The sequence below is a fragment of the Pantoea sp. Ap-967 genome, from assembly GCF_011752565.1.
In the GTDB taxonomy this organism is placed as follows: Bacteria; Pseudomonadota; Gammaproteobacteria; order Pseudomonadales; family Pseudomonadaceae; genus Aquipseudomonas.
On sequence record NZ_VWXK01000017.1, the window covers coordinates 91699 to 104340 of the forward strand.

The following is a 12642-nucleotide window of genomic DNA, read 5'->3' on the forward strand; positions in this document are numbered from 1 at the left end:
CGCTTGGGGATGCGACAAAACTATTCGTTCTAACCGCAGTCACTACCCCTGAAGCCAACGCATGACGCGCTGCAGTGGCTTACACTGCGTACACCTCACCTTTTGTTACAAGGAAACAGACATGGGCATGATCAGTGAATTCAAGGCCTTCGCGGTCAAGGGCAATGTCGTCGACATGGCGGTGGGTATCATCATTGGCGCGGCCTTCGGCAAGATCGTCTCCTCGTTCGTCGGTGACGTGGTCATGCCGCCACTGGGCCTGCTGATCGGCGGGGTCGACTTCAGCGACCTGGCCATCACCCTGAAGGCCGCCGAGGGCAACGTACCTGCGGTGGTGCTGGCGTATGGCAAGTTCATCCAGACGGTGATCGACTTCATCATCATCGCCTTTGCCATCTTCATGGGTGTGAAGGCCATCAACCGCCTCAAGCGCGAGGAAGCCGTGGCACCGACCGCACCGCCAGTGCCTTCTGCCGAAGAAACGCTGCTGACTGAGATCCGCGACCTGCTCAAGGCGCAGAACCAGAACCGCCTGCCGTAAACCAGCCCCGGGGCCGCCACGCGGCCCCTCGCCTTACCAGTAGTTTTCCACCGCCACCTGGCCAGGCCGTTTGCTCAGGCTCAGCTGCAGGTCGCGTGCCTTGAGCACCTTGCGCGTCTCGTCGATCATTTGCGGGTTGCCGCAGAGCATGATTCGCGAATGCTCAGGCGACAGTTCCAGCCCAGCGGCCTTTTCCAGTTCGCCGTTCTCGATCAGGGTGGTAATGCGTGCATTGAGTGCGCCCGGGTGCTGCTCGCGGGTCACCACCGGAATGAACTGCAGCTTGCCGGCGAACTCGGCCAGGTAGTCGCGCTGCTCCAACCCGGCAATGGCGTCCACGTAGGCCAGCTCTTTCGCCTCGCGCACCGAATACACCAACTTGATGTTGTCGAACCGCTCCCAGGCTTCGAAGTCCTGCAGGATCGACATGAACGGCGCAATGCCGGTTCCGGTCGCCAACAGCCACAGGTCGCGGCCACCGACAAAGCGGTCGAGGGTCAGGTAGCCGAAGGCCTGGCGGTCGATCAGCAGGGTATCGCCCGCGCCCAACCGGCTCAGCTCGCTGGTGAACTCGCCACCGGGAACTACGATGGAAAAGAAGTCGAGGTACTCGTCATGGGGCGCGCTGACCATCGAGTAAGCCCGCCAGGCCACGCTGCCATCGGCCTTGGTCACGCCCAGCCGCGCGAACTGGCCGGCCCGGAAACGGAACCCCGCATCGCGTGTAACCCTCAGGCTAAACAGGTTCGGCGTCAACGGCTGAACGTCGAGCAGGGTCTGGCGGGTGAATTTGTCGGCACTGGCGGTCATGGGGGGCTCCGTGGGTAGCGTGTGCCAAGTGTCGCGCAAAGTGCCGCGGATAAAAACCATCGGAGTGTAGGGGCACCCCCGGGCGAGCCTGCCGAGGAGCGAAAACAGCGAAGCGCTATAGCTAAATATTCCGAACGTATTAGTAGGAACCTTCCTACAATTAGGCGGAAATGCATACGATTAAGCTCGATGCTCCGAGGGTTTGATAGATGATTCACTGGAATCACGATCAACTGCAGCAGTTGGCCGGCGAACGCACGCCCCAGAAAGTTTTCGACCTCGCAGTAAATCTGGCCCAGGACTTGGACATGACCTTCCTGGGTTACCGGCTTCGCCTGCAACTGGCTGCCCAGGCCCCCAAGGTGTACCACTACAGCAACTATCCCAGCGAGTGGGTGGCGTGCTGCGAGCGTGACGACTTGCACCGCCAGGACGCCGCTGCCGTGCGCAGCCACAACTCCACCTTGCCCGTGCTGTGGACCGATGACCTGTACCGGGAGGTGCCGCATTTTCGCGAACAGGCCTGCCTGCATGGCCTGCGCCATGGCTGGACGCAGTCGCTGCACGACCTGCAGCACAACGAAAGCCAGGTGAGCGTGAGCCGCCCAATGGGTGAAATAAGCACATCGGAACTCTACGACAAGGCCGGCCGGGTGCAGTGGCTGTGCCACTCGATGCACGCGATCATCAGTGATTACCACCTGACCAGGCTCAGTGCGCCGCCCCTGAAGATGAGCGAGCGTGAACTGGAAGTGCTCAAGTGGTCCGCCGCTGGCAAAACCGCTGCGGACGTGGCCTGCATCCTGTCGTTGTCGCAAAGCACGGTGAATTTCCATATTCGCAGCGTGATCGCCAAGACCAACGCCACCAACAAGGCCGGCGCCATCGCCATCGCCCTGATGCGTGGCCTGATCGAATAGCCAGGCCTGCGACCTTCGGCAAAGCCCTGTAGAATCGCGTACTTCAAGCCCGCGGCGAATGGCCGTGGGCAGATCCGTACCCGAGCCAAACGCCATGCCCCTGTTGACCACCCCCTATGCCGAACTCGACCTGATCCGCCAGCCGGACCAGGCCAACGACCCGCTGCAGGCCTTCGACGCCGCCGACGAGTACCTGCTGCAGCAGCTGCACGAGCAGGGCCTGGCGGCGGGCACGCGGGTATTGGTGCTCAATGACAGCTTTGGCGCCTTGGCGGCCAGCCTGGCCGGGCAGTTGCAAGTCACCAGCAGTGGCGACTCGCACCTGGCACGCATGGCCCTGGAAAAGAACCTGGCGCGCAATGGCCTGGCATTCGACAGCGTGCCGTTCGTACCGGCCAGCGAACACTGGCAAGGCACGTTCGACCGGGTACTGGTGCGGGTGCCCAAGACCCTGGCGCTGCTCGAAGAACAGTTGATCCGCCTGCAAGGGCACCTGGCGCCGGGGGCACAGGTGATTGCCGGCGCCATGATCAAGCACCTGCCGCGTGCCGCTGGCGACTTGCTGGAGAAGTACATTGGCCCGGTACAGGCTTCGCTCGCCGTGAAAAAGGCCCGGCTGCTGACCGCCAGCGCTGCCGGGCGCCCCGCTGCCACCTCGCCCTACCCCAGCCGCTACCGCCTGGACACGCCTGAACTGGAACTGGTGAACCATGCCAACGTGTTCTGCCGCGACGGCCTGGACATCGGCACCCGCGCCTTCCTCCCGCACCTGCCGCGCAACCTGGGCAATGCCCGGGTTGCCGACCTTGGCTGCGGCAATGGCGTGCTGGCCATCGCCAGCGCCCTGGCCAACCCCGACGCGCAGTACACGCTGGTGGACGAGTCGTACATGGCGGTGCAGTCGGCCCAGGAAAACTGGCAAGCGGCCCTGGGCGAACGGGCGGCGACCCTGATGGCCGCGGATGGCCTGGCGGGGGTGGAAAAGCAGTCGCTGGACGTGGTGTTGTGCAACCCGCCATTCCACCAGCAGCAGGTGGTGGGCGATTTTCTGGCCTGGCGCATGTTCCAGCAGGCGCGTGAAGCGTTGGTGGTGGGTGGGGCGCTGTACATCGTCGGTAACCGCCACCTGGGCTACCACAGCAAGCTGGCGAGGCTGTTCCGTGGCGTCGAGCAGGTGGCGGCAACGCCCAAGTTCGTGATCCTCAAGGCCCGTAAATAATCCCCCAACACCCCGCAATTTCCTTGTAGGAGCGAGCGCAGCTCGCGATGGGCTGCAAAGCAGCCCCGGCGTTATCAGCCACGAAGCTGAAACCCGGGGCCGCTGCGCGCCCCATCGCGAGCTACGCTCGCTCCTACCGGTAGCGCTCAGGCTCAGTGGGTCGTCAGCCCAGCCGCGCCCATGAACAACCGCATCACCCAGGCCGCCACGCCCAGGGCCGCGACGCTCATCGCCCAGATCAACACCAGCCACCCCAGCCGCTGCCACAGCGGCTTCTTCTCTTCCAGGCCAGGTTTACCCGTCATCGTCAGGCCCTCCTAGTGGTAGCCATCTTCATGGGTGACCTTGCCGCGGAACACGTAGTAGCTCCAGAAGGTGTACATGAGGATGAACGGCAAGATAAACAGCGTACCCACCAGCATGAAGCCCTGGCTCTGGGGTGGCGACGCGGCGTCCCAGATGGAGATCGAGGGCGGGATGATATTGGGCCACAGGCTGATGCCCAGGCCGCTGTAGCCAAGGAAGATCAGCACCAGGGTCAGCAGGAACGGGGTGTAGTGGGCATTGCGCGCCACCGCCTTGAGCAGCCCGTAGAAGGTCACCAGCACCAGCAGCGGAACCGGCATGAACCAGAACAGGTTGGGCATGCTGAACCAGCGGGCACCGATTTGCGGGTAGGCGATGGGCGTCCACAGGCTGACGATGCCGATCACCGCCAGCAGCACCAGCGCCAGCGGCCGGGCGAGGTCGTGCATGCGCGTTTGCAGGTCACCTTCGGTTTTCATGATCAGCCAGGTGCAACCCAGCAGGGTGTAGGCAACGATCAGCCCGAGGCCGCAGAACAGGCTGAATGGGGTCAGCCAGTCGAGAGTGCCCCCGGCGAAATGCCGGTCGACCACCTTGAAGCCCTCCAGGAACGCGCCCAGGGCCACGCCCTGGAAGAACGTGGCAACCAGCGATCCACCGATGAACGCCTTGTCCCACAGGTGGCGCTTGTCGTCCCGGGCCTTGAAGCGGAATTCGAAGGCCACGCCGCGGAAGATCAAGCCGATCAGCATCAGGATCAGCGGCAGGTACAAGGCTTCGAGCACCACGGCATACGCCATGGGGAAGGCCCCGAACAGCCCGGCGCCGCCCAGCACCAGCCAGGTTTCGTTGCCGTCCCACACGGGGGCGACGGTGTTCATCATCACATCGCGGTCACGCTCACCCTTGACGAACGGGAAGAGCATGCCGATGCCCAGGTCGAAGCCGTCCATCACCACGTACATCATGACGCCGAAGATGATGATTACGGCCCAGATCAGCGGAAGGTCGATACCCATGGCTCAGTTCCCCTTGCTCAGGCTGGCAGGCTCGGCCTCGCGGCCATCGTCAGCGGCCGACAATGGCCGCGCCGGCGTGCGTTTGGTGCCGGGCCCCCCGGGGTTGTGCTCGTCGCCCTCGCCGGTCTGCGGGCCTTTGCGCACCAGGCGCATCATGTAGCCAAGGCCGGTGCCGAACAGGGCGAAATACACCACCACGAACGCCACCAGGGTGAAGCCAAGCTGTGCATAACTGTGGTTGGACACACCGTCGGCAGTGCGCAACAGGCCGTACACCACCCACGGCTGGCGGCCGATCTCGGTGGTGAACCAGCCGGCCAGCAGCGCCACCAGCCCGGACGGGCCCATCCACAAGGCCACGTGCAGGAAAGGCCGCGAGCTGTACAGCGTGCCGCGCTTGCGCAGCCACAGGCTCCAGAGGCCGACGAAGATCATCAGGAAACCGAGCCCGACCATCACCCGGAACGACCAGAACACGATGGTCGAGTTGGGCCGGTCCTCGGGCGGGAATTCCTTCATCGCCGGCACCTGCTGGTCGAGGCTGTGGGTCAGGATCAGGCTGCCGAGCGCCGGTATCTCGATTTTGAAGTGGGTGGTTTCGGCTTTCATGTCGGGGATGCCGAACAGGATCAGCGGGGTCGGCTCGCCGGGCTTGTTCTCCCAGTGGCCTTCGATGGCGGCGATTTTCACCGGCTGGTGCTTGAGGGTGTTGAGGCCATGGAAGTCGCCGATCACCGCCTGGATCGGGGCGACGATCAGGGCCATCCACATGGCCATCGACAACATGGTGCGCACCGCCGGGTTGTCACGCCCGCGCAGCAAATGCCAGGCCGCCGAGGCGCCAACGAAGAAGGCGGTGGAGACGAACGCCGCGGTGGCCATGTGCATCAGGCGGAACGGGAACGAAGGGTTGAACACCACTGCCAGCCAGTCCACCGGCACTACCCGGCCATCGATGATCTCGTGGCCCTGGGGCGTCTGCATCCAGCTGTTGGAAGCCAGGATCCAGAAGGTCGAAACCAACGTGCCGAGCGCAACCATGACCGTGGAGAAAAAGTGCAGGCCACGGCCGACGCGGTTCCAGCCAAACAGCATGACGCCCAGGAAGCCTGCCTCCAGGAAGAACGCGGTCAGCACTTCATAGGTGAGCAAGGGGCCGGTGACGGCGCCGGCGAAATCGGAGAAACGGCTCCAGTTGGTGCCGAACTGATAGGCCATGACCAGGCCAGACACCACGCCCATGCCGAAGTTGACGGCGAAAATCTTCGACCAGAAGTGGTAAAGGTCGCGGTACACCTGCGTGTTGGTGCGCAGCCAAAGGCCTTCGAGGACGGCCAGGTAACTGGCAAGGCCAATGGTGATGGCCGGGAACAGGATGTGGAACGACACGGTAAAGGCAAACTGCATTCGGGCGAGCTCTAAGGCCTCTATTCCGAACATGGTGCTTCCTCTTCAGGTAATTCGGCTTGCGGGCTTTTGGCCCGGTCGCCCACTGCCCCTACGTTTGAGTCGAGCGTGGCGCGTTGGAATTGTTCTGTTCGATCGCAGGGAATCCGGCCGTATGGCCAATCGTTGGCCAACCGTTGCAAATGCAACGATTGATCCAGATCAACGACTGTTAGGAAGCATAGTCCCGAATAGCCCGCCGGGCCGTGTGGTTGAATGCCGCGTGACCGGTTGCCCCACCCCCTTTCACAGAACGTGAAAAAGTGCCGACTTGGGCAAACAGTAACCACTTGTTACAAACAGATGATACGCTGCGCCCCCCTCTACTGCGCCGAGGCCAACAGGTTTCCGATGTCCGATTCCGCACCGCAGTTGTTGCGTCACCACCGCCCGTTCATCGCTTTCTGGCTGGCCCGGGTGTTCACCGCCAGCGGCTTCCAGATGCTCACAGTGGCCATTGGCTGGCACCTTTACCAGCTGACCGGCAACGTGCTCGACCTGGGCCTGGTCGGCCTGGTGGAGTTCGCCCCGCGGGTGTTGTTCATGCTGCACACCGGCCACGTGGCCGACCGCTACGACCGGCGCAAGGTGGCCGCCCTGTGCCAGACCCTGCAAGGTTTAATCGCCCTGGCGCTGGCCGTGGGCAGTGCCACCGACAACGTCAGCCGCGAACTGATCTTCGCCCTGGCCTTCCTGCTTGGCGCCACCCGCTCGTTCGAGATGCCCGCCACCCAGGCGCTGCTGCCCAACGTGGTACCAACAGGCCTGTTCCCGCGGGCCGTGGCGGCCTCGGCTTCGGCAACCCAGTCGGCGACCATCGTCGCCCCGGCCGTGGGCGGTTTCCTGTATGCCTTCGGCAGCATCTGGGTGTATGGCCCGACGGTGGTGCTGTACGCCATCGCCTGCCTGCTGATGCTCAGCCTCGACTCGCGCCAGCAAGTGCCCCAGCGTGGCCGCGCCAGCCTTGAGTCGCTGCTGGCGGGGATTCGTTTCATCCGCAGCCGCCCGGACATCCTCGGCGCCATCTCCCTGGACCTGTTCGCCGTGCTGCTGGGCGGCGCCACGGCGTTGCTGCCGGTATTCGCCAAGGACATCCTGCTGACAGGCCCCTGGGGCCTGGGCCTGCTGCGCTCGGCGCCGGCGGTGGGGGCGCTGCTGATGTCGTTCTGGCTGGCGCGCTTCCCGGTGGAACGCAAGGTCGGCCGCACCATGTTCACCGCAGTGGGGCTGTTTGGCGTGGCGACCATCGCCTTCGGGTTGTCGACGTCGTTCTGGTTCTCGCTGGCGGTGCTGGTGGTGCTGGGCGCGGCCGACATGATCAGCATGGTGATTCGCGGGGCGTTCGTGCAACTGGAGACGCCCGACGAGATGCGCGGGCGGGTCAGTGCGGTGAACGGGCTGTTCATTGGCGCCTCGAACCAGTTGGGCGAGTTCGAGTCCGGGGTGACGGCGCACTGGTTCGGGACAGTGCCGGCGGTGGTGCTGGGTGGCGTGGGCACGCTGGTGGTGACCGGGGTGTGGGTAAGGCTGTTCCCGACCTTGGCCAAGCGGGATCGGTTGCATAACGGGTGATCGATATAAGGCTGTGCGGGCCTCTTCGCGGGGCAAGCCCGCTCCTACACTGAGCGGGCTTGCCCCGCGAAGAGGCCGGCACAGGTCAAGAAAACCCTTTCCCCAACGGCCATAGGCCCCCGCCAAGCATGCTGGTATGATGCGCGGCTTTTTTCCGCCCTACACAAAACCACGGCACCGGCTGCGGTGTGTGCTTTGCTGATGGGGTCGATACATTCACGGCGCGCGAGCGCCCTGGGGAGCGGGCATGCTGGAAAGGCTGTTTCAACTAAAAGCACACAACACCAACGTGCGCACCGAGATTCTTGCGGGCGTCACCACCTTCCTGGCCATGGCCTACATCCTGTTCGTCAACCCGAGCATCCTCGGCGAAACCGGCATGGACAAGGGTGCGATCTTCGTCGCCACCTGCCTGGCCGCGGCCATCGGCTCGACCACCATGGGCCTGATCGCCAACTACCCGATCGCCCTGGCACCGGGCATGGGCCTGAACGCCTTCTTCACCTACACCGTCGTGCTGCACATGGGCCACACCTGGCAAGTGGCGCTGGGTGCGGTATTCCTTTCGGCGGTGATGTTCTTCCTGCTGTCGATCTTCCGTATCCGCGAATGGATCGTGAACAGCATCCCGCTGCCGCTGCGCTCGGCGATTGCCGCCGGCATCGGCCTGTTCCTGGCGTTCATCGCCCTGCATAACGCGGGTATCGTCGTCGATAACCCGGCCACCCTGGTTGGCCTGGGCGACCTCAAGCAGCCGGCGCCGATCCTGGCCACCCTGGGCTTCTTCCTGATCGTCGGGCTTGAGTCGCTGAAAGTGCGCGGCGCGGTGCTGATCGGCATCCTGGCCGTGACCATCGCCGCTATCGTAATGGGCGTGACGCCGTTCGGCGGCGTGGTGTCGATGCCGCCGTCGCTGGCCCCGACCTTCTTGCAGCTGGACATCAAGGGCGCCCTGGACGTAGGCCTGGTCAGCGTGATCTTCGCCTTCCTGTTCGTCGACCTGTTCGACAACTCCGGCACCCTGATTGGCGTGGCCAAGCGCGCCGGCTTGATGGGCAAGGACGGCCACATGCCGAAGATGGGCCGTGCGCTGATTGCCGACAGTACCGCCGCCATGGCCGGTTCCCTGCTGGGCACCTCGACCACCACCAGCTACATCGAGTCTGCTGCTGGCGTGAGCGCCGGTGGCCGCACTGGCCTTACCGCCATCGTGGTGGCCGTGCTGTTCCTGCTGGCACTGTTCTTCGCCCCGCTGGCCGGTAGCGTACCGGCCTTCGCCACCGCGCCGGCACTGCTGTTCGTTGCCGTGCTGATGGCCTCGGGCCTTGCGGAAATCAACTGGGACGACGTCACCGAGGCCGCACCTGTGGTGGTGACTGCCCTGGCCATGCCGCTGACCTACTCGATCGCCAACGGCATCGCCTTCGGTTTCATTTCCTGGACCGCCGTCAAGCTGATCTCGGGCCGCCACCGCGACCTGAACCCGGCCCTGGTGATCCTTTCCATTCTGTTCGTCATCAAGCTGGGCTGGTTCAACGCATGAGTGCTGCCTTCGACCCCTCCTCCTACGACAGCCAGCTGGACGCCAAGGTCGCCCGGCTGCGCGAGCTGCTGGCGCCCTTCGGGGCGCCGGAGCCGGCCGTGTTCGACTCGCCACGCGAGCATTACCGCCTGCGCGCAGAGTTCCGCCTGTGGCGCGAGGACGGCCAGCGCCACTACGCGATGTTCGCCCCGGGCGAGAAGCACAAGGCGATCCTGATCGACGACTTCCCCATCGCCAGCCAGCGCATCAATGCCTTGATGCCACGCCTGAAGGCAGCCTGGCAGGCCAGCGAGGCACTGGGCAACCGCCTGTTCCAGGTGGAATTCCTCACCACCCTGGCGGGTGATGCAATGGTCACGCTGTGCTATCACCGCCCGCTGGACGAAGCCTGGGAAGTGGCCGCGCGCCAGCTGGCCACGGACCTTGGCGTGAGCGTGATTGGCCGCTCCAAGGGCAAGCGCCTGGTGATTGGCCGCGACTACGCGGTGGAGCAGCTGAATGTTGCAGGCCGCGTGTTCAGCTACCGCCAGCCAGAGGGCGCGTTCACCCAGCCCAACGGCGCAGTGAACCAGAAGATGCTCAGCTGGGCCTTCGAGGCCATGGGCGAGCGTGAGGACGACCTGCTGGAGCTGTATTGCGGCAACGGCAACTTCACCCTGCCGCTGGCCACTCGCGCGCGCCAGGTGCTGGCCACCGAGATCAGCAAGACCTCGGTAAACGCAGCCCTCAGCAACCTCGACGAGAACGCTGTGGATAACGTGCGCCTGGTACGCCTGTCGGCCGAAGAGCTGACCCAGGCGCTGAACGAGGTGCGGCCGTTCCGCAGGCTCGAAGGCATCGACCTGAAAAGCTACGATTTCGGCACCGTGTTCGTCGACCCGCCGCGCGCTGGCATGGACCCAGACACCTGCGAGCTGACCCGCCGTTTCGAGCGTATCCTGTACATCTCGTGCAACCCCGAGACACTGGCGCAAAATATCGCGCAACTGCAAGATACCCACCGTATCGAACGCTGCGCGCTGTTCGACCAGTTCCCGTACACCCACCACATGGAAAGCGGGGTGCTGCTGGTTCGGCGCTGATCCATGCTGCAGCGGGGCCCCACCGGCTCCGCTGCAAGCTGCCAGGAGAGTCGTGCCGTTGGACCAGTTCAGTGCCATGCAAGCCTTTCGCCGGGTCGTCGACCTCGGCAGTTTCAGCGCCGCCGCCAGCCAGGCAGGCGTTTCTCATACCGTGCTGTCCCGCCAGGTCAAGCAACTGGAGCAGCAGTTGGGCACGCAGCTACTCACCCGCACCACCCGCCGCCTGCACCTGACCGAGGCTGGGGCCTTGTTCTACCGCCACTGCGCGCAAATCCTCGACCAGATGCAAGCAATGGCGTTGGAGCTGTCCGAGCACCAGCAACAACCCACTGGCACCTTGCGCCTGGGGGTAGCCACCGCGTTTGGTGAACTGGAACTGGGCCGCTGGCTGCCGGACTTCGTCGAACGCCACCCGCAGCTGCATATCGAGCTGCACTGCAGCGACCGTTTCGTTGATCTGCTGGAGGAGGAGATCGACGTCTGCCTGCGGGTTACCGACGCTCTGCCGGACTCAAGCCTGGTGGCACGGCGCCTGGCCAACAGTGAGGTGGTGCTGGTGGCCGCCCCGGGCTACCTCGAACGCCATGGCGCCCCTGCCACACCTGACGACCTGGCCAGCCACGCCCTGCTCGGGTACAGCCAGCTGCTGCACCCGCAGCGCCTGCTGCTGAGCGGCGCCGCTGGCGAGCAGCGCGATATCCTGATGCCAAGGCGCCTGAGCGCCAACTCGCCCATGGCCCTGCGCGCTGCCGCCATTGGTGCGCTGGGCATCGCCAGCTTCGACCGTTTCATCGTGCACGATGCCCTGCAGGACGGGCGCCTGGTGCCGGTGCTGGAAAGCTGGGCGCTGCCACCGCGCAGCCTGTATGCGGTTTATCCACAGAGCCGATACCTGGCCCCCAAGGTCAGGGCATTGCTCGACTACGTGCAGGCCTATTACTCAACGCCGAGGTGGTGATTTGTGCATTTTTCGCACAGGTCATGGCTGGATAAGCCAGTATTTGTGCACTGATTGTTTGGATAGCCTGCGTTGACAGTCACTCAACGAAGGAGCTCCATCATGAAAATCCTGCACGCAATTCTCGCAGCCCTGGCAATCGCTGGCGTGGCGGCCGGTGTCACCGCCGCGGAAAAAACCATTTCCGTCACCGATAGCGCAGCCCTGAAGTGGCAGGACGTGCCGGGCACCAAGGGCGCCGTCAGCTATGCCAATGTCGAGGGCGATATCTTCGGCAAGGGGCCGTATTCGGCCTATGTGAAATTCCGCAAGGGCACCGATAACGGCCTGCACCAGCACACCCAGGTGCTGCCCACGGTGGTGCTCAAGGGCACGTTCTACGCGGTGATCGATGGCAAGCGCAGCGAGTACCCGGCGGGGTCCTACTACAAGCTGCCTGCGGACCTGGTGCATGAGAGCGGCTGCACGGCCGCTGCGGATTGCCTGTTGTTCCAGTACCAGGCTGATGCGTTCGACCTCAAGCCCGTGAAAGGCTGAGAGGGATGGGGCCGCTTGGCGGCCCATCGCGGCCTGCGCTCGCGCCAACCGGGGGATGGTTGGGGCGAGCGCAGGTGTGAGTTAGAAGTCGAAGAACACCGTCTCCCCTTCCCCCTGAATACGGATATCGAAACGATAAGCCGTTTTCCCGTCCACTTCGCAACGCTTGGCGATCAAGGTTTCGCGGCGCTGCGGCTGTTCGATCAGGTTCAGCACCGGGCACTTGGCGTTGGCCTGGGCCTCATCGTCGAAGTACAGGCGCGTGTGCAGGTGGATGTTGATGCCGCGGGCAAACAGGCTGATGTTGATGTGCGGCGCCATCGGCACGCCGGCGGCATTGTTCACCACACCCGGCTTGACCGTGTGCACGGTCCACTCGCCGGCATCGAAGGTGGTGGCGGTGCGGCCAAAGCTGTTGAAGGCGTTTTCCAGGTTGTAGTCATCCTGGTACTGGCCATTGGCGTCGGCCTGCCACAGTTCCAGGAACGAATCACGCACCAGGTGGCCGTTACCGTCGTACACCTGGCCGATCAGCAGAATCTGCTCGCCCGGCGCGTCCGGCTTGGCCATGCGGTTCCAGATTTCCTGGTCGCGGGTGGGGTTGCCGGCCGCTTCCAGGGCCAGGCCGATGTGCACGTAGGGGCCGGCGGTCTGCGAGGGGGTTTCCGGCAGCAGTTCGATTGGCATGG

Annotated in this window: 13 protein-coding genes; 8 read left to right on the plus strand and 5 right to left on the minus strand. The window is 64.2% G+C overall.

The features are described from left to right. The first annotated feature begins 121 nt into the window (after positions 1 to 121). Positions 122 to 541, plus strand: coding sequence for a large-conductance mechanosensitive channel protein MscL (gene mscL / locus F3J45_RS18525; protein WP_167065872.1), 420 nt, complete (start codon positions 122 to 124; stop codon positions 539 to 541). 33 nt (positions 542 to 574) lie between these two features. On the opposite strand, the gene F3J45_RS18530 is transcribed toward mscL, so the two are convergent. Beyond that, positions 575 to 1351 carry a ferredoxin--NADP reductase gene (locus F3J45_RS18530; RefSeq protein WP_167065874.1) on the minus strand — a complete coding sequence of 259 codons (777 nt, stop codon included), beginning with the start codon at positions 1349 to 1351 and terminating at the stop codon, positions 575 to 577. Between the two features lie 209 nt (positions 1352 to 1560). Between F3J45_RS18530 and F3J45_RS18535 the strand changes: the two genes are divergently transcribed. After that, positions 1561 to 2271, plus strand: a complete 711-nt coding sequence (locus tag F3J45_RS18535) for an autoinducer binding domain-containing protein (RefSeq protein WP_167065876.1) — start codon at positions 1561 to 1563, stop codon at positions 2269 to 2271. 94 nt (positions 2272 to 2365) lie between these two features. Continuing rightward, positions 2366 to 3490: a methyltransferase gene (locus tag F3J45_RS18540; protein WP_167065878.1), complete on the plus strand. Its 1125-nt coding sequence runs from the start codon at positions 2366 to 2368 to the stop codon at positions 3488 to 3490. 152 nt (positions 3491 to 3642) lie between these two features. On the opposite strand, the gene F3J45_RS18545 is transcribed toward F3J45_RS18540, so the two are convergent. The 3 genes from F3J45_RS18545 to F3J45_RS18555 are packed head-to-tail and all read right to left on the minus strand — an operon-like array spanning position 3643 to position 6255. Then, on the minus strand, positions 3643 to 3795 hold the full coding sequence (locus F3J45_RS18545; protein WP_167065880.1) for a DUF2474 domain-containing protein: 153 nt from the start codon (positions 3793 to 3795) through the stop codon (positions 3643 to 3645). Between the two features lie 12 nt (positions 3796 to 3807). Continuing rightward, positions 3808 to 4815, minus strand: coding sequence for a cytochrome d ubiquinol oxidase subunit II (cydB, locus tag F3J45_RS18550; protein ID WP_167065882.1), 1008 nt, complete (start codon positions 4813 to 4815; stop codon positions 3808 to 3810). 3 nt (positions 4816 to 4818) lie between these two features. Next, positions 4819 to 6255, minus strand: a complete 1437-nt coding sequence (locus F3J45_RS18555; RefSeq protein ID WP_167065884.1) for a cytochrome ubiquinol oxidase subunit I — start codon at positions 6253 to 6255, stop codon at positions 4819 to 4821. A gap of 357 nt (positions 6256 to 6612) precedes the next feature. Here F3J45_RS18555 and F3J45_RS18560 point away from each other — a divergent pair, with 357 nt between their 5' ends. The 5 genes from F3J45_RS18560 to F3J45_RS18580 all read left to right on the plus strand — a co-directional run bounded on the left by F3J45_RS18560 (position 6613) and on the right by F3J45_RS18580 (position 11953). Then, the gene (locus F3J45_RS18560) at positions 6613 to 7833 is read left to right on the plus strand and encodes an MFS transporter (protein WP_167065886.1); all 1221 of its coding nucleotides are present in this window, start codon (positions 6613 to 6615) and stop codon (positions 7831 to 7833) included. Positions 7834 to 8080: 247 nt separating this feature from the next. Then, positions 8081 to 9376, plus strand: coding sequence for an NCS2 family permease (locus tag F3J45_RS18565; protein WP_167065888.1), 1296 nt, complete (start codon positions 8081 to 8083; stop codon positions 9374 to 9376). Next, positions 9373 to 10458, plus strand: a complete 1086-nt coding sequence (gene trmA / locus F3J45_RS18570; protein WP_167065891.1) for a tRNA (uridine(54)-C5)-methyltransferase TrmA — start codon at positions 9373 to 9375, stop codon at positions 10456 to 10458. Before F3J45_RS18565 ends, trmA begins: the two co-directional genes overlap by 4 nt. Positions 10459 to 10516: 58 nt before the next feature. Then, positions 10517 to 11416, plus strand: a complete 900-nt coding sequence (locus tag F3J45_RS18575; RefSeq protein ID WP_167065894.1) for a LysR family transcriptional regulator — start codon at positions 10517 to 10519, stop codon at positions 11414 to 11416. Between the two features lie 102 nt (positions 11417 to 11518). Next, complete coding sequence (locus F3J45_RS18580; protein WP_167065897.1) at positions 11519 to 11953, plus strand: cupin domain-containing protein; 435 nt, start codon at positions 11519 to 11521, stop codon at positions 11951 to 11953. An 81-nt stretch (positions 11954 to 12034) separates the two neighbouring features. On the opposite strand, the gene pcaG is transcribed toward F3J45_RS18580, so the two are convergent. Then, positions 12035 to 12640: a protocatechuate 3,4-dioxygenase subunit alpha gene (gene pcaG / locus F3J45_RS18585; protein ID WP_167065900.1), complete on the minus strand. Its 606-nt coding sequence runs from the start codon at positions 12638 to 12640 to the stop codon at positions 12035 to 12037. Between the last annotated feature and the right edge of the window lie 2 nt (positions 12641 to 12642).